Annotated in this window: 16 protein-coding genes; 8 read left to right on the top strand and 8 right to left on the bottom strand. The window is 64.1% G+C overall.

Annotated features, from left to right (window positions below; all coding sequences use genetic code 11):
* Positions 1-11: 11 nt before the first annotated feature.
* Entirely contained in the window at positions 12-1,397 is a 1,386-nt protein-coding gene (locus JHD59_RS01430; protein ID WP_199152867.1) for a tryptophanase, read from the bottom strand.
* Between the two features lie 110 nt (positions 1,398-1,507).
* Positions 1,508-1,639, bottom strand: coding sequence for a hypothetical protein (locus JHD59_RS23080; protein WP_255521348.1), 132 nt, complete (start codon positions 1,637-1,639; stop codon positions 1,508-1,510).
* A 342-nt stretch (positions 1,640-1,981) separates the two neighbouring features.
* Between JHD59_RS23080 and JHD59_RS01425 the strand changes: the two genes are divergently transcribed.
* The 5 genes from JHD59_RS01425 (at position 1,982) to JHD59_RS01405 (ending at position 7,222) form a co-directional block, all read left to right on the top strand.
* A complete protein-coding gene (locus tag JHD59_RS01425; protein WP_199152866.1) occupies positions 1,982-3,358 on the top strand; it encodes a peptide MFS transporter in 1,377 nt (458 codons plus the stop codon).
* Positions 3,359-3,476: 118 nt separating this feature from the next.
* Entirely contained in the window at positions 3,477-4,946 is a 1,470-nt protein-coding gene (locus tag JHD59_RS01420; protein ID WP_199152865.1) for a glycosyltransferase family 39 protein, read from the top strand.
* Positions 4,947-4,960: 14 nt separating this feature from the next.
* On the top strand, positions 4,961-5,971 hold the full coding sequence (locus tag JHD59_RS01415; protein WP_199152864.1) for a glycosyltransferase family 2 protein: 1,011 nt from the start codon (positions 4,961-4,963) through the stop codon (positions 5,969-5,971).
* Positions 5,968-6,357, top strand: a complete 390-nt coding sequence (locus tag JHD59_RS01410) for a GtrA family protein (protein WP_199152863.1) — start codon at positions 5,968-5,970, stop codon at positions 6,355-6,357. Before JHD59_RS01415 ends, JHD59_RS01410 begins: the two co-directional genes overlap by 4 nt.
* 55 nt (positions 6,358-6,412) lie before the next feature.
* Positions 6,413-7,222: a ChbG/HpnK family deacetylase gene (locus JHD59_RS01405; RefSeq protein WP_199152862.1), complete on the top strand. Its 810-nt coding sequence runs from the start codon at positions 6,413-6,415 to the stop codon at positions 7,220-7,222.
* Between the two features lie 14 nt (positions 7,223-7,236).
* On the opposite strand, the gene JHD59_RS01400 is transcribed toward JHD59_RS01405, so the two are convergent.
* On the bottom strand, positions 7,237-7,911 hold the full coding sequence (locus JHD59_RS01400) for a TIGR01621 family pseudouridine synthase (protein WP_199152861.1): 675 nt from the start codon (positions 7,909-7,911) through the stop codon (positions 7,237-7,239).
* Between the two features lie 71 nt (positions 7,912-7,982).
* Complete coding sequence (locus tag JHD59_RS01395; RefSeq protein WP_199152860.1) at positions 7,983-8,459, bottom strand: acyl-CoA thioesterase; 477 nt, start codon at positions 8,457-8,459, stop codon at positions 7,983-7,985.
* 96 nt (positions 8,460-8,555) lie between these two features.
* Here JHD59_RS01395 and JHD59_RS01390 point away from each other — a divergent pair, with 96 nt between their 5' ends.
* Entirely contained in the window at positions 8,556-9,299 is a 744-nt protein-coding gene (locus JHD59_RS01390) for a putative metalloprotease CJM1_0395 family protein (RefSeq protein WP_199152859.1), read from the top strand.
* A 1-nt stretch (position 9,300) separates the two neighbouring features.
* Here JHD59_RS01390 and JHD59_RS01385 read toward each other — a convergent pair whose 3' ends face one another.
* The gene (locus JHD59_RS01385; RefSeq protein ID WP_233163837.1) at positions 9,301-11,691 is read right to left on the bottom strand and encodes a heavy metal translocating P-type ATPase; all 2,391 of its coding nucleotides are present in this window, start codon (positions 11,689-11,691) and stop codon (positions 9,301-9,303) included.
* A gap of 80 nt (positions 11,692-11,771) precedes the next feature.
* Here JHD59_RS01385 and JHD59_RS01380 point away from each other — a divergent pair, with 80 nt between their 5' ends.
* Positions 11,772-12,278, top strand: coding sequence for a Cd(II)/Pb(II)-responsive transcriptional regulator (locus JHD59_RS01380; protein WP_103320025.1), 507 nt, complete (start codon positions 11,772-11,774; stop codon positions 12,276-12,278).
* 76 nt (positions 12,279-12,354) lie between these two features.
* On the opposite strand, the gene JHD59_RS01375 is transcribed toward JHD59_RS01380, so the two are convergent.
* Entirely contained in the window at positions 12,355-13,038 is a 684-nt protein-coding gene (locus tag JHD59_RS01375) for an LrgB family protein (RefSeq protein WP_233163836.1), read from the bottom strand.
* Positions 13,028-13,471: a CidA/LrgA family protein gene (locus tag JHD59_RS01370; protein ID WP_199152858.1), complete on the bottom strand. Its 444-nt coding sequence runs from the start codon at positions 13,469-13,471 to the stop codon at positions 13,028-13,030. Before JHD59_RS01370 ends, JHD59_RS01375 begins: the two co-directional genes overlap by 11 nt.
* A 104-nt stretch (positions 13,472-13,575) precedes the next feature.
* On the opposite strand from JHD59_RS01370, the gene JHD59_RS01365 reads away from it, so the two are divergent.
* On the top strand, positions 13,576-14,466 hold the full coding sequence (locus tag JHD59_RS01365) for a LysR family transcriptional regulator (protein WP_199152857.1): 891 nt from the start codon (positions 13,576-13,578) through the stop codon (positions 14,464-14,466).
* Between the two features lie 41 nt (positions 14,467-14,507).
* Here JHD59_RS01365 and rlmB read toward each other — a convergent pair whose 3' ends face one another.
* Complete coding sequence (gene rlmB / locus JHD59_RS01360) at positions 14,508-15,257, bottom strand: 23S rRNA (guanosine(2251)-2'-O)-methyltransferase RlmB (protein WP_199152856.1); 750 nt, start codon at positions 15,255-15,257, stop codon at positions 14,508-14,510.
* Between the last annotated feature and the right edge of the window lie 7 nt (positions 15,258-15,264).

The raw sequence follows: 15,264 nt of genomic DNA, 5'->3' as shown, positions 1-15,264 counted from the left end.
CAATGGCCCCCTTACACCGGCCGCAACCGCGCCATGAAGTGACGCAGGATGGGAGGTTCGTATTCAAACGTCAGGCCCCTGACCGCGCCGGCGTGCTTTTTCACCTCGATCAGGCAGTCGGCGATGTAGTCCATGTGGTCGTTGGTGTAGACGCGGCGCGGAATGGTCAGCCGCATCAGCTCGAATGGCGATGGCTCCTGCTTGCCGGTTTGCGGATTGCGGCCCAGCAGCAGCGAGCCGATTTCCACCGCCCGCACCCCGCCTTCCAGATACAGTTCGCAGGCCAAGGCATGCGCCGGAAACTGCTCGGCTGGGATGTGCGGCAGCAATAGCCGCGCATCGACGAATACCGCGTGGCCGCCGGTAGGCGTCTGAATCGGCACTCCGCCCTCGCGCAGACGCTCGCCCAGATACGCCACCTGGCCGATGCGATAACTGAGGAAGGCGTCGTCCAGCCCTTCCTTCAGGCCTATCGCCAAGGCTTCCATATCGCGCCCGGCCAGGCCGCCATAGGTGACAAAGCCTTCCATCGGCACGCAGTTGACCTGCACCGCGCGGAACAGCGCTTCGTCTTCCTTGAAGCAGCACAGGCCGCCGATATTGACCAGGCCGTCCTTCTTGGCCGACATGGTGAACATGTCGCCGCAGTCGAACATCTCGCGCACGATGGACGCGATAGACGCGCCGGCGTAGGCCGGATCGCGCTGGCGGATGAACCAGGCGTTCTCGGCGAAACGGGCCGCGTCTATCACCACGGGAATGCCATGCGCACGCGCCAGCTCGCTGACCGCGCGGATATTCCCCATGGACACCGGCTGGCCGCCGGCGCTGTTGCAGGTGATGGTTATGATGACGGCGGCGACGTTGTCGCCTTCCGCCGCCACGATCTCGCGCAGCCGCGGCAGGTCGAAATCGCCCTTCCAGTCATAGGCGGTGCCGGTATCCAGCGCCTGCGGCGTCAGCACATTGACGGCGCGCGCGCCGGCCAGTTCGACATGCGCCTTGGTGGTGTCGAAGTGATAGTTGGACAGGAATACCGGCCGCTGCCTGCGGCAACGCTTCACCAATTCCGGAAACAGAATCTGCTCCGCGCCGCGCCCCTGGTGAGTGGGAATGGTGTGCGCATAGCCGAACACTTCGCGCACCGTATCGGCCAGGTGGTGGAAATTGCGGCTACCGGCATAGGCTTCATCGCCCATCATCAGGCCAGCCCACTGGCGGTCGGACATGGCGCCGGTGCCGCTGTCGGTCAACAGATCGATATAGACATCCTCGGCCTTCAACAGGAAGGGGTTCCATCCGGCCTCCTGCAGCGCCTGGCGGCGGTCTTCGGCGGTGGTTTGGCGGATAGTCTCCACCATTTTGATGCGGAATGGTTCAGGTATGCGTCGTGCCATGATGCGTCTCCTCGCGGCGCGCCGCCGGACGGCGCATGGTCGCGCGCGGTCGCGGCTGGCGGGCCGTCTTGCGTTTTTAACAAAGGGGTAAAAGCAGGGACGGGGAGGCTTCAGGCGTGCGGGAAATCGAACGTCAGGATGATATCGAGCGTGTACCAGTTGGGGCGCGGGCCATCGTGGAAGGTCTGCGCCAGGCAAGTTGTGATCTTCATCGCCATACCTTGCATGAGCAGTGGAATCATGGGCGCAAGCCCACAATGACCATAGCGTCATCCCATATGAATGGCAATCACATACCGTTTACAGTGTGACTATCAAGCAACACACAATGTATACAATCTTCAATGAACAAAATGCATAAAACTCATGAATCCCAGCTAAATAGCTCAGTAAAAAACATCACAAAAACAAAGTCAATGCTCTAAATATTACATGGTAATTACATTTTTCCTAAAAAAATTTTCACATCTCAACATTTACTCGATATGATCATGCGCTGCCTACAAAATACATAGGCACTCAATAAAAAACAAAAAACATCGCTTGTTGCTGGTGATGTCTCAAGTCACTCGAAGGAAACCCTTATGTCTACACAATCGCATCCCAAGGGGCTGTATCTGCTCTTTGTGACGGAGATGTGGGAGCGCTTCAGCTACTACGGCATGCGCGCCATCTTCACGCTGTACATGATCAAGGCCCTGCTGTTCGACAAGGCGCATGCGTCCGACATTTACGGCACCTATACCGGCCTGGTTTACCTGACTCCGCTGGTGGGCGGCTACATCGCCGACCGTTACTGGGGCAACCGCCGCTCCATTCTGGCTGGCGGCGTGCTGATGGCCCTCGGCCAGTTCATGCTGTTCTTCTCCGGCTCCTTGCACGAAACCAACGTCGTCGCCGCCTCCTGGCTGCTGTACGGCGGCCTGGGCATGCTGATTGCCGGCAATGGCCTGTTCAAGCCGAACATCTCGTCCATGGTGGGCCAGCTGTACGCCCCGGGCGACAAACGCGTGGACTCCGCCTTCACCATCTTCTACATGGGCATCAACGCCGGCTCGCTGTTTGCGCCGCTGGTGTGCGGCTCGCTGGGCGACACCGGCAATCCGTCGGACTTCAAGTGGGGCTTCATGGCCGCCGGCTGCGGCATGCTGCTGTCGCTGGTCATCTTCAGCCTGTTCAAGAACAAGTATCTGGTGACGCCGGAAGGCAAGCCGATCGGCATGGCGCCGAAGCGCCACCACGAAAGCGGCGAGAAAGTGGTGCACGCGCCGCTGACCGGCATCGAGAAGCAGCGCCTGGCGGTGATCCTGATCGTGTCGGCGTTTGTGATCTTCTTCTGGTCCGCCTTTGAGCAGGCCGGCGCCTCGCTGACCTTCTTCGCCGAAGAGCAGACCAACCGCAATCTGCTGGGCTACACCGTGCCGGCCTCGTTCTTCCAGTCGATCAATCCGATCTCGGTGGTGTTGTTCGCGCCTATCTTCGCCTGGATCTGGACCAAGCTGGGCAACAAGGGCATGGAGCCGTCGTCTCCGGCCAAAATGGCCCTGGGCCTGTTCTTCCTGGCCATCGGCTACCTGGTGATCGCCTTCGGCGTGGACGGCCTGGCGCCGGGCGTCAAGGTCAGCATGCTGTGGCTGGTCAGCCTGTACATGCTGCACACCTTCGGCGAGCTGAGCCTGTCGCCTATCGGCCTGTCGCTGGTGGTGAAACTGTCTCCTGCCCGCTTCACCAGCCTGATGATGGGCATCTGGTTCCTGTCCAACGCCGCCGCCAACAAGTTTGCCGGCACGCTGTCCGAGCTTTACCCGGACCCGGCCAAACCGGTGCCGCACTTCCTGGGCTACGCAGTCAACAATCTGCATGACTTCTTCATGCTGTTCGTGTTCATGGCCGGCGCCAGCTCGCTGATCCTGTTCGCGCTGTCCAGCGTGCTGAAGAAGATGATGCACGGCCGCCAGTAAGCGGCGCGCGCCTTCGCTTCAACGCCACCTCAGGGTGGCGTTTTGCATTCCGGCGCGGGGCAGACGGCAAGCCCGCTCTGTGATAGCCTTGCGCCGAATCGATTCTCTTTGATCCTGAATGAAATCCGCTGCAACTTCTGCTTGGCAAAAGGCTGCCGGCTATGCGCTTCTGGCGCTGTTATTGATCCGTCTGGTCGCGCTGTGGGCCATCCCGCTCACCGACACCACCGAGGCGCGCTACGCCGAAATCGCCCGCAAGATGCTGGAAACCGGCAACTGGGTGACGCCGCTGCACGACTACGGCGTGCCGTTCTGGGCCAAGCCGCCGCTGTCTACCTGGCTGTCCGCGGCCAGCATGGGCCTGTTCGGCGTCAATGAATTCGCCGCCCGCCTGCCGGCCCTGCTGCTGGCCCTCGCCACGCTCTGGCTGACGGCCGACCTGATGCGCCGCCGCGCCGGCCGCGACGCTGCCCTGGCCACCGCGCTGATGCTGGCCGGCGGGCTGCTGTTCTACGGCGCCGCCGGCACGGTGATGACCGACCCCTCGCTGCTGTTCTGCGTCGCGCTGAGCCAGGTGGCGTTCTGGCATGCGATGAACGGCGGCAGCCGGCTGTGGCGCTACGCCTTCTTCGCCGGCCTGGGACTGGGCTTGCTGGCCAAGGGGCCGCTGGACGTGGTGCTGGTGGGCATGCCGATTTTCTTCTGGGTGCTGATCCGCAACGAGTGGAAACGGCTGTGGACCGAGCTGCCGTGGATTACCGGCACGCTGTTGGCCGCCGCCATCGCCGTGCCCTGGTATGCCTGGGCGGAAATCCGCACGCCGGGCTTCCTCAATTACTTCATCATGGGCGAACACGTCAGCCGCTTCCTCGACTCCGGCTGGAAAGGCGACAAGTACGGCTTCGCCCACGCCACGCCGCGCGGCATGATCTGGCCCTACGCGCTGGGCGCGCTGTTCCCGTGGTCGCTGGCCATGCTGGCCTGGCTGGCCTGCCGCGCCCGCCGCTTGCCGGCCATCGTCCGCGCCAGCGAAAACGACGGCTGGCTGCTGTATCTCTCGCTGTGGACCGTGATGACGCTGCTGTTCTTCACGATGTCCGGCAACATCATCTTCCCGTACTCCCTACCCATGTTGCCCGGCGCGGCCCTGCTGATGGCCGAGCTGTGGCGGCGCGACCTGAACGCCCGCTCCGGCCGCGCCCTGCCCTGGCTGGCGCTGGCCTCGGGCCTTTTGGTGCTGGCCGCCATCGGCTTGCAGCGCTATGACGGCGCCAAATATTTCCGCACGCAGAAACCGGTGATCGCCGCCTGGCAGGCTCAACAGCCGCAGGCCGGCGCCATGCTGTTCTACTGGGACAGCCGCCGCGAGTTTTCGGCGGAGTTTTACAGCCAGGGCAAGGTGCGCACCACTGCCAATCCGCAAGCGCTAACCGCCTTTCTGGCGGCGCATCCCGGCAGCTGGATCGTGACCGAGCAGCGCGATTTCGCCAGTCTGCCGCCCGCCATCGCCGCCGGCTACGTCCGCGCGGCGGAGTTTCCGGTAATGAAGGACCGCATGCTGTTGCTGCGGCCCGCAGCCGGCCACTGACTCCGGACAGAACCATGACCGATACCCGCAACCACGGCTTCACTCCGCCCTATCTGCTGGCGCTGCGCGCCGCCGAGCGCCCGGCCGACCCGCTGGTCAGCTGCATCATCCCGGCTTACAACGAATCCGAAAACATCGTGCCGATGCTGGAGACGCTGCATCGCCTGCTGACGGAACAAGGCTTGCGCCATGAGCTGGTGGTGGTGGACGACGGCAGCCGCGACGACACCGTGCCCAAGGTGCTGCAGGCCAGCCAGCGCCTGCCGGTGACGCTGATCCAGCTGTCGCGCAACTTCGGCAAGGAGATCGCGCTGACCGCCGGCATCGACCACATCCAGGGCGACGTGGCGGTGCTGATAGACGGCGACTTCCAGCATCCGCCGGAAATGGTGCCGGTGTTTCTGGACAAATGGCGCGAAGGCTATGACATGGTGTACAGCGTGCGCGCCAACCGCGACAACGAAACGCTGGCCAAGCGCGCCTTCACCCGCGTGTTCTACGCGCTCTTGAACACCGGCGCGCCGCTTAAGATCCCGGAGAACACCCAGGACTTCCGCGTGCTGGACCGTTGCATTCTGGACGCGCTGCGCCAGATGCCTGAACGCAACCGCTTCATGAAAGGCCTGTACAACTGGGTGGGCTTCACCCAGTTGGCGCTGGAGACGCAAACGCAGGAGCGCCGCGCCGGCAAAAGCAGCTTCAATTTCCGCAACCTGCTGGGCCTGGGGCTGACCGGCCTGACCGCCTTCTCCAATATGCCGCTGCGCATCTGGACGCTGGTTGGCTTCTTCATCTCGCTACTGTCCATCGGCTACGCGCTGTGGGAACTCTTGCACACGCTGCTATTCGGCAACCCGGTCAGCGGCTGGCCGACGCTGGCCGTCGCCGTCACCTTCCTCGGCGGCGTGCAGCTGCTGTCCATCGGCATCCTGGGCGAATACGTCGGCCGCATCTTCAATGAAGTGAAGGGCCGTCCTACCTATCTGATCAGCCGGGTCCACAAACGGGAAGACGATCAGGCATGACGCGGCAACTGTTCTGGTTCGGCGTGGTGGGGGTCTCCGCCATGCTGCTGCATTTCGCCCTGGTGACGCTGGCGCTGGTGCCGCTGGGCGTGGCGCCGCTCGTCGCCAATGTGCTGGGCTTCCTTGGCGCGTTTCAGATCAGCTACTGGGGCCATCGCCGCTTCACTTTCGAAGCGCGCCATGTGCCGCACCGTCAGGCGCTGCCGCGCTTCTTCGGCGTCTCCTGCCTCAGCTTCTGCGTCAACGAAGCCATGTACTTCCTGCTGCTGCGCTGCACGCCGCTGGATTACCGCGTCTCGCTGGCGATTGTGCTGTTCGCGGTGGCGGTGTTGACTTTCGTGCTGGGCAAGCTGTGGGCCTTTGCCTCGGCGCCACATACAAATTAATACCGTGACAAAATTGCTTCGTAAACTTTTGTCAAAGCCGCCAGTCATACCATCCATGACGAAACGATTGACTCTCTGCGCCGATGACTTCGCCCAGTCCGGCAGCATCAGCGCCGGCATCCTGCAACTGATCGATGCCGGGCGCCTGTCCGCTACCAGCGTGCTCAGCCAGTCGCCGCACTGGCCGGAACTGGCTGGCGAAATCAAGGTGCGGGCGGACCGGGTCGATGTCGGCCTGCATTTCAACCTCACGCATGCGTTTGGCGCGCCGGCCAAGCCGCTGTCGCACTGGCTGATGAAAAGCCAGCTGCGCCAGCTGTCGCAACCGACGCTGCGCGACGAGATGCTGGCCCAGATCGACCGCTTCGCGGAACACTTCGGCCGTCTGCCGGACTTCGTCGACGGCCACCAGCATGTGCATGCGCTGCCGGTCATCCGCGACGCGCTGTTCGACGCCATCCAGCACCGCTGGCCGGAAGACCGGCTGCCGTATCTGCGCGCGCCGGACAAGCTGGGCCATCCCGGCGACAACCGGCTCAAGTCATTGATTTTGCGCAGCGTCTGCACCAACTTCGACGAACAGGCGCAGCAGCGCGGCTTCGCCACCACGCCGTGGTTCGGCGGCATGTATTCGCTGACGCCGCAGGCCGACTTTGCCGGGCTGATGCAGTCCTGGCTGGCGCGCAGCCCCAATCACGCCCTGATCATGTGCCACCCGGGCCTGCCGGGTCAGGACGCCGACGATCCAATCGCCGCCTGCCGCAGCCGTGAATACGATTATCTGGCCAGCGACGCCTTCGCCGAGCTGTGCCAGCGCCATCAGATCAGCCTGACTCGCTTCCAGCCGGAAACCGTCGCCGCCTGATCTGGCCTGGGTGTTTACGCGCCCGGCCAAGGTTGCGACCACGGCTCGCCCAGCTGCGCCAGCAAGGCGCGGCAGGGATCGCCGGTGAACCATTCGCCATGGCCAGGCGGCTGGATAAAGGCAAAACCATCTCCATCCAGCTCAAAGCGCAGCGCATAGGCATGCAGATAGCCGCGGTCGGCCGGCGTCCCACCGTACAATTCATCGCCGAGTATCGGCGCGCCTAGCGATTTCATCGCCACCCTCAGCTGGTGCGTCTTTCCCGTGCGCGGCCGCAGCAGAAACAGCCTGACGCCCGGCCGCAGGGAGTGGCTGAAGCACTGCGTCACCGCCGGATTGGCCTGCGTCGGCGTCAAGCGCCACGCGCCGCCGCGCCCCTTGACCATATCGCCGCTGATCCGCCCCTGCTTCTTGGCCGGCTTGCGGTCCGACAAGGCCAGGTAGTACTTCTCCACCTCCCGCTCCGCCAGCGCCTCGCCCAGCGCGCGCGCCACTTCCGCGGAACGCGCCACCAGGATCAGCCCAGAAGTGATGCGATCCAGCCTGTGCACCGGCCACAGCGCCTCGTCGCCCAGCCCGGCTCGCAGCGCCTCCATCAGCCCCGGCGCATCGCCATCGCGATGGAAGCTGACGCCGGGATGCTTGTCCAGCAGGTAGAAACGGGGATCGGTATGGATCAGGGTGTACATGAGAAGCGCGCCAGAAACAAACGGCGCATTGTAGAGCAGGCGCCGTCCTGACGACAGCGCCCGCGGAAAGATTAGGCGCCTTCCTTGCGCTGTTGCATCTCAATGCGCAACTGCTTGCGCATCTCCGCCGCGCGGAAACGCTGACGCTGCTCCTCGGTTTCCAGCACCAGCGTCGGCACCGTCATCGGTTTGCCGTCCTGGTAGGCCACCATCGTGAAATAACAGCTGTTGGTGTGGCGCTGGGCGCGGGTCTGAATGTTTTCCGCCACCACCTTGATGCCCACCTCCATCGAAGTGCGGCCAACGTGGTTGACGCTGGCGAGGAAGGTCACCAGCTCGCCCACGTGGATGGGCTGCTTGAACAGCACCTGGTCCACCGACAGCGTGACCACATAGCAGCCGGCGTAACGGCTGGCGCAGGCATAGGCCACTTGGTCCAGCAGCTTCAGCAGCACGCCGCCGTGCACATTGCCGGAAAAATTGGCCATATCCGGCGTCATCAACACCGACATTGTCAACTCGCGCTGGCCCTGGCTCTGTTCGTTCATCCTTGTCTCCCTCGTTTCAATACCCGGCATTCTGCCACGTAGATTGGAATAAGCAGCAACGGCTTCTATACTGCAATGCTAGAAGGAAGTTGCGCCATGTCCATCTCCAGCATTTCCGGCGGCTATGGCGGCTATACCCTGCCCGTCCATGGCGCCAATTGCCAATGCCCCGCCTGCCAGCAATTGCGGGCGGATGCTTCTATCGTGCCCGCCTCAAACGTAGACAGCTCCCAGTCCAACTCAGCCAACACCGTATCCGGTGCAAGCCAAAGCGGCTCGGCGGACAAGCAAGGCAAACCGGACAGCCAAAACGGCAATCCGGACAGCCAAAACGGCAAACCCGCCGCCAACCAAACTCAAAACGCCAACCCGGCCGCGCCCAAGGCTCCCGATGGCAAACCGCTGAACGATGCGCAGCAGAAGGAAGTGACGGAACTGAAGGCGCGCGATACCGACGTGCGACGGCATGAGGCGGCGCACCAGGCAGCTGGCGGCTCCCTGGCCGGCGCCGCCAGCTTCACCTACGAACAAGGGCCGGATGGCAAGCAGTATGCGATCGGCGGCGAAGTGCCGATTCAATTGAGCCGCGGCAGTACGCCGCAGCAGACGATACAAAACGCGGAAACGGTGCGCGCCGCGGCGCTGGCGCCCTCAGACCCATCAGGACAAGATCGGGCGGTGGCCGCGGAAGCTTCGCAAGTGGAACAACAGGCGCGTCAGGCAGAGCTGACGCAGCAAAACGGCAATTCCAAACTCAGCCCATTGGAAAAAGCCCAAAAAGCCAGCGCCCCGGAGGGCAGTCAAACCCAACCGGGGCAGCATATCGATACCTACGCCTGAATCAGGCCTGAACCTTGCGCGCCAGCCGCAGACCGTTGCCGATGACGATCAAACTGGTGCCCACATCGGCGAAAACCGCCATCCACAGGCTGGCTACGCCGGCCAGCGCCAGGCCGAAGAACACCAGCTTGATGCCCAGCGCGATGGCGATATTCACTTTCAGCACGCGGGCGGTGCGGCGGGCATGGGCGATCAGGTCGGCCAAGCGCGACAGCTTGTCGTCCATCAGCGCCACGCCGGCGGTTTCCAGCGCGCTGTCCGAACCGGCGGCGCCCATGGCGATGCCCAGATCGGCGCGAGCCAAGGCCGGCGCGTCGTTGACGCCGTCGCCCACCATTGCCACTTTGCCTTCCTGTTGCAGCCTTTCGATATGGCGCAGCTTGTCCTGCGGCAGCAGGCCGCCATGGGCCGCGCCGACGCCGGTCAGCCTGGCGATGGCAGTCACCACCTGCGGACTGTCGCCGCTGAGCATCACCGTACGCACGCCCAGGCGATTCAGCCGAGCAATCGTAGCCGCCGCTTCCGGCCGCACCTGATCGGCCACCGCCAACACCGCCAGCGCCTGGTCGCCGCTCAGCAAGACCAGCGCGCCTTCCCCAGCGACGTCCAGCGCCTGCAAGGTCTGTTTCAGCTGCGGCGACAACGCGCCCTGTTCTTCCGCCAGGCGACGGCTGCCCAGTTGCAGGGATAGTCCCTCAACCTGACCGCTGACGCCTCGGCCGATCAGCTCGCTCACCTGCGCCGAGGCGGGGATGGCCACACCGCGCTTGGCGGCCTCGTCCAGCACCGCGCGCGCCAGCGGATGGGTGGAATGGCTGTCCAGCGCCGCCGCCCAGGCCAGCACGGCTTCTTCGCTATCGCCGGCCAGCGGGAGGACGCGGGTAATGCGGGGCTCGCCGCGGGTCAGCGTGCCGGTCTTGTCCAGGCATACGGTATCGATGCGGGCGGCCATTTCCAGCGGCGCGCCACCCTTCACCAGCAGCCCATGGCGCGCGGCGGAAGCCAGGGCGCTGACCACCGTCACCGGCGTGGCGATCACCAGCGCGCACGGGCAGGCGATCACCAGCATCACCAGCGCGCTGTAGATGGCCTGATGCCACGGCAGCAGGCCGGCCATCGGCGCGCCCACCGCAAACAATGCGGCCAGCGCCAGCACCACCGGGGTATAGCCGGCGGCGAATCGGTCGATGAAACGTTGCGTCGGCGCCTTGGCGGCCTGCGCGTCGCGCACGGTGGCGATGATGCGCGCCAGCACCGAGCCGGACGCCTCGGCGGTGGTTTCGATCTCGATCACGCCGTTGCCGTTGATGCTGCCGGCAAACACGCCGTCGTCCGGCCCCTTGTCCACCGGCAGGCTTTCGCCGGTGATCGGCGCTTCGTTGCAGCTGCTGTGGCCGGACACGATGCGGCCATCCAGCGGCACGCGCTCGCCCGGACGCACCCGCACGCGGCTGCCCACCGCCACCTCGGCGGCCTGCGCCTCGCGCCAGCCGGCGCCATCGGCCACCCAGGCGGTTTCCGGCGCCAGCGCCATCAACGCGCGCACCGCCTCGCCTGCGCGGGACAGCGACATCGCCTCCAGCCGCTCGGCAATGGCGAACAGGAACAACACCATCGCCGCTTCCGGCCACTGGCCGATCAGCATGGCGCCGATCACCGCGACAGACATCAGAAAATGGATGTTCAGGGTGCGGGTGGACAACGCGATCCAGCCCTTTTTCAGCGTGGAAGTTCCGCCCAGCAGGATGGAAGCCAGCGCCAGCGCCGCCACCGCCGGCTTGTCGTCGCCCAGGCTCCAGGCCGTGGCTTCCGCCGCGGCCGCGGCCAGGCCGGAGGCCAGCAACAGCAGATTGGCGCGGCGGGTAGAGACAATCGGCGCGGCGGCATGTTCGCCCCCGCCCAGTTCCACCGCCTGCATGCCGACTTTGGCGATGGCGCGTTTGACGTCGTCCAGATTCGGCAGATCATGTTGCAGCAGCAATACGCGCTCGATGAAGTTGAACTCCAGCGCCACCACGCCGTTCATGCCGGACAAGGCCTTTTCGATCAGGCGGGCTTCGGTCGGGCAGTCCATGGCCTGGATCTGCAGCCGGGAACGCTTGGCGCCCTGCCCCTGGCCCAGTTGCACGCGGGCCGGCGCGTCATCGTGATGGTGCGAACAGCCGGCGCCATGGCCGTGATCATGTTTATGATCGTGCTTGTGATCGTGGCCATGCTCTTGCGAACACGATGCGCCATGCGCATGGCCGTGATCGTGCGCGTGGTCGTGACGCTGCGCGTCGGCCAGCGCCAGGCCCGCCTCCACCTTGGCCGAGCAGCAATCGCCGCCATGGCTATGCGGCCGGTTTTGATGCGGTTTGCCCGCCTTGCGATAACGCGTAACGCTTGACATATGCGCCTCCATTGATAGTCTGGGCACATTGCACACCCTGTAGTTGCTACAGGGTCAAGCGTTTTTGAGCGGGAGGCAGGATGTTGATCGGTGAACTGGCCAAAAAGACTGGCTGCGAGGTGGAAACCATACGTTATTACGAGCGCGAGGGCCTGCTGTCGGCGCCGCAGCGCTCGGCTTCCGGCTACCGCCATTACAATGCGGAGCAGCTGGGCGAACTGAACTTCATCCTGCATTGCCGCTCGCTGGGCATGTCGCTGGCCGACATCCGCAACCTGGCGGCGTTCAAGGCGGATCATGAGCACGACTGCGAGGACATCAATCTGCTGATCGACCAGCAGATCGCCAAGGTGCACCAGCAGGTGGAGGCCCTGCGGCTGTTGGAGCAGCAGCTGTTGGCTTTACGCGACAAATGCCACGACAGCCACGCCGCCGCCGACTGCGGCATTCTGCAAACGCTGGTGGAGGCGGCCGAGGGCGAACCTTGCGTCTGCCACACGCCGTTCGGCCAGGACAACCACGGCCATAGCCACGATCACGACCACGCGGCCAAAAAAAATGGCCGGACCCAAAAGGGCCGGCCGTAATCAACGCTCGTTTTGGGGAAGAGGAGAAACCCACTGGCTACCACCCCACCGGCAGCCAGGTCACAACACAAACTCGTTACAGCCAGTATCCAATCAGCGGCGCGGCAAACACCGTCGCCACCCCGGCCAGCATCATCGTCAGGCTGGCTACCACGCCTTCCTCGGCGCCAATCTCATTCGCCTTGGCTGTGCCGGCCGCGTGGGCCGCGGCGCCGAACAGCGCGCCCCGCGCCAGGGCGGAACGAATCGGCAGCATCGTCAACATCAGCTGGCCCAGCATCATCCCGCACACCCCGGTCACCACCACGAACAAGGCGGTCAGATCGGCCGAACCGCCCAGCGTATGCGCCGCCGCCAAGGCGAACGGCGTGCTGATCGAACGCGGCGCCAAGCTCTTCTGCATGGCTTCGGACAAATCCAGCCAGCGCGCCAGCATCACCGAACTGCCCACGGCCACCGGTATCGCCACCAGCACGCCGCAGCTCAGGGACAGCCAATGCTTGCGGATCAGCGCGCGCTGCTCGTAAATCGGTATCGCAAACGCCACCGTCGCCGGCCCCAACAGCCAGGTCAGCCAACGGGTATCGGCAAAGTAGGTGTGATACGGCACACGCGCCAACACCACCAGGCCGATGACCAGCAGCGGCACCGCCAGAATCGGCGTGCTCCACCAGCTGCGGGTCTTCAGGTAATACTTTTTGACCATCCAGTACAACACCACGGTGAGTACAAAGGAGATCAAGGCAATTTCATGCTCCATGGGCTTCAACCCTCATCTGCGCCTTGCGGTTGCTGGCGCGACGGCGCATCCAGATTTCCAGGCGGTAGCAGCGATCCACCACCAGAGCGGTCACCACCATCACCAAGGCGGTAGAGGCCACAATCACCAACAACAGGCGGACACCGGCGGATACAATCACTTCCGGATACTGCACCACCGCCACCACCGCCGGGATGAAGAACAGCAGCATCTCCGCCAACAGCCAACGCGCGCCGTGCCGGAACCAGCTCACCGGCAGCAGGCCGGACCAGAAACCCAGCAGCACCAGCAGCATGCCCAGCACGCCGGCCGGCATGGCCGGCAGAAAACGGTGGCTCAGCTGACTGGCAGCCAGCCACACCAGGCTCAGCAGCGCAACCTGGCTACAGGTTTGCAACAGCGGCATCAGGCGGTAAAACAGGCGGCGTGCCATGATTCGGCTTCCATCGACTTACGGAGTTGAAGCTAGTATAGCCAGCCGTATTTCATTCTAAAAATGAATTAAAATTATCGTTACGATTCCAATCAGGAATGCAAATGGACATCCGCGCCTTGCGCTATTTTGTCGAACTGGTGAAATGCCAAAGCTTCACCCGCGCCGCCGACGCGCTGTTCGTCACCCAGCCCACCATCAGCAAGATGGTGAAACAGCTGGAGGAGGAACTCGGCATGCCGCTGATCCTGCGCGAGGGCCGCAGCTTCCGGCTGACCGACGCCGGCCGCGTCACTTACGAGCGCGGGCTGGATGTGCTGTCGGCGATGCATAAGCTGAAAAACGAGTTGACCGACCTGTCCGGCCTCAGCCGCGGCGAGCTGGTGGTCGGCCTGCCGCCCATGGTGGGCGTGGCTTTCTTCGCCCCGGTGGTCAGCCACTACCGCCGACTGTATCCGCAGATCGAATTGAAAATGGTGGAAGACGGCGCGCTGGCCATCGAAAACCGCATCAAGAGCGGCGAACTGGAAATCGGCGTGGCCGTGTTGCCGGTGGACAGCCAGCTGTTCGAACACTATTCGGTGGTGCGCGACCCGCTGTGCCTGGTGGCGCCCGCCGGCTCCCGCTGGCAAGGCCAATCGCTGGTGCGCCTGGCCGACATCGCCGACCAGCCATTGGTGCTGTATCCGGAAGACTTCACATTATGCCGCCGCGTCACCGACGCCTTCCGCGAGCTGGGCAAAACGCCCAATATCGTCGGCCGCAGCGCGCACTGGGACTTCATCGTCGAACTGGTGGGCGCCAATCTCGGCGTCACCCTGCTGCCGCGCAGCATCGTGGCGCGGCTGGACAGCGGGCAATACGACGTGATCCCGCTGTACGACAACAAGCTGTACTGGCACCTGGGCCTGATCTGGCAGCGCGGCGGCTACCTGTCCCACGCCGCCCGCGCCTGGCTGGCGCTGACGCGGGAACGGCTGGGCGGACAGGGATGAAAAAGGCCGCATGCGCGGCCTTTTTCTGACTAAACCAAAGCTCAACCCTGCGTCTTCAGCACCCGCTGGCGGCGGCTTTCCGACAGCACCATGCCGGACGATACCGACACGTTCAGGCTCTCGACGGTGCCGAACATCGGAATGGACACCAGCACGTCGCAGTGCTCGCGCGTCAGGCGGCGCATGCCCTCGCCCTCGGCGCCCATCACCCAGGCCAGCGGGCCGGATGCTTCGAAGTGATACAGGTCGGTATCGGCTTCCATGGTGGTGCCGGCAATCCACACCCCGGCATCCTTCAGATCGCGCAGGGTGCGCGCCAAGTTGGTGACGGTGATGTAAGGCACCACCTCGGCCGCGCCGCAAGCCACCTTGGACACCGTGGCGTTCAGTGTGGCGGAGCGGTCTTTGGGGGCGATCACCGCGTGCGCGCCCATCGCGTCCGCTACCCGCAGGCAAGCGCCCAGGTTGTGCGGATCGGTCACGCCGTCCAGGATCAATAGCAGCGGCGGCTCGGACAGGTTTTCCAGCACATCGTCCAGATCCACGTAGTTCATGCTGGCGTCTATCATCGCCACCACGCCCTGATGGCGGGCGTTGCCGCTCATGCTGTCCAGCCGTTCCTTGTCCACGATGTGCAGCTTGACCTTTTCCTCGCCGGCCTTGCCCAGCACCGCCTTGGCGCGGGCATCATGGCGTCCGCCGGCCAGCCAGATTTCCAGCAGGCTCTTCGGGTTCTGCCACAGTCGGGCGTTGATGGCGTGGAAGCCGTGTATCAGGCGTTTGTTGCTCATGGCGGAG

It is taken from the genome of Chromobacterium sp. ASV23 (assembly GCF_016428945.1).
In the GTDB taxonomy this organism is placed as follows: Bacteria; Pseudomonadota; Gammaproteobacteria; order Burkholderiales; family Chromobacteriaceae; genus Chromobacterium; species Chromobacterium sinusclupearum.
The sequence above is the reverse complement of the archived record's forward strand: the minus strand, read 5'-3'. Positions and strand labels throughout refer to the sequence as shown.

Excerpts from the sequence above, each read along its gene's own strand:
- JHD59_RS01405 (WP_199152862.1), top strand. The coding sequence starts at position 6,413 with ATGACGAAACGATTGACTCTCTGCGCCGATGACTTCGCCCAGTCCGGC.
- JHD59_RS01395 (WP_199152860.1), bottom strand. The coding sequence starts at position 8,459 with ATGAACGAACAGAGCCAGGGCCAGCGCGAGTTGACAATGTCGGTGTTG.
- JHD59_RS01390 (WP_199152859.1), top strand. The coding sequence starts at position 8,556 with ATGTCCATCTCCAGCATTTCCGGCGGCTATGGCGGCTATACCCTGCCC.
- JHD59_RS01415 (WP_199152864.1), top strand. The coding sequence starts at position 4,961 with ATGACCGATACCCGCAACCACGGCTTCACTCCGCCCTATCTGCTGGCG.
- JHD59_RS01420 (WP_199152865.1), top strand. The coding sequence starts at position 3,477 with ATGAAATCCGCTGCAACTTCTGCTTGGCAAAAGGCTGCCGGCTATGCG.
- JHD59_RS01430 (WP_199152867.1), bottom strand. The coding sequence starts at position 1,397 with ATGGCACGACGCATACCTGAACCATTCCGCATCAAAATGGTGGAGACT.
- JHD59_RS01380 (WP_103320025.1), top strand. The coding sequence starts at position 11,772 with ATGTTGATCGGTGAACTGGCCAAAAAGACTGGCTGCGAGGTGGAAACC.
- JHD59_RS01365 (WP_199152857.1), top strand. The coding sequence starts at position 13,576 with ATGGACATCCGCGCCTTGCGCTATTTTGTCGAACTGGTGAAATGCCAA.
- JHD59_RS01370 (WP_199152858.1), bottom strand. The coding sequence starts at position 13,471 with ATGGCACGCCGCCTGTTTTACCGCCTGATGCCGCTGTTGCAAACCTGT.
- JHD59_RS23080 (WP_255521348.1), bottom strand. The coding sequence starts at position 1,639 with ATGATTCCACTGCTCATGCAAGGTATGGCGATGAAGATCACAACTTGC.
- JHD59_RS01425 (WP_199152866.1), top strand. The coding sequence starts at position 1,982 with ATGTCTACACAATCGCATCCCAAGGGGCTGTATCTGCTCTTTGTGACG.
- rlmB (WP_199152856.1), bottom strand. The coding sequence starts at position 15,257 with ATGAGCAACAAACGCCTGATACACGGCTTCCACGCCATCAACGCCCGA.
- JHD59_RS01375 (WP_233163836.1), bottom strand. The coding sequence starts at position 13,038 with ATGGAGCATGAAATTGCCTTGATCTCCTTTGTACTCACCGTGGTGTTG.
- JHD59_RS01385 (WP_233163837.1), bottom strand. The coding sequence starts at position 11,691 with ATGTCAAGCGTTACGCGTTATCGCAAGGCGGGCAAACCGCATCAAAAC.
- JHD59_RS01400 (WP_199152861.1), bottom strand. The coding sequence starts at position 7,911 with ATGTACACCCTGATCCATACCGATCCCCGTTTCTACCTGCTGGACAAG.
- JHD59_RS01410 (WP_199152863.1), top strand. The coding sequence starts at position 5,968 with ATGACGCGGCAACTGTTCTGGTTCGGCGTGGTGGGGGTCTCCGCCATG.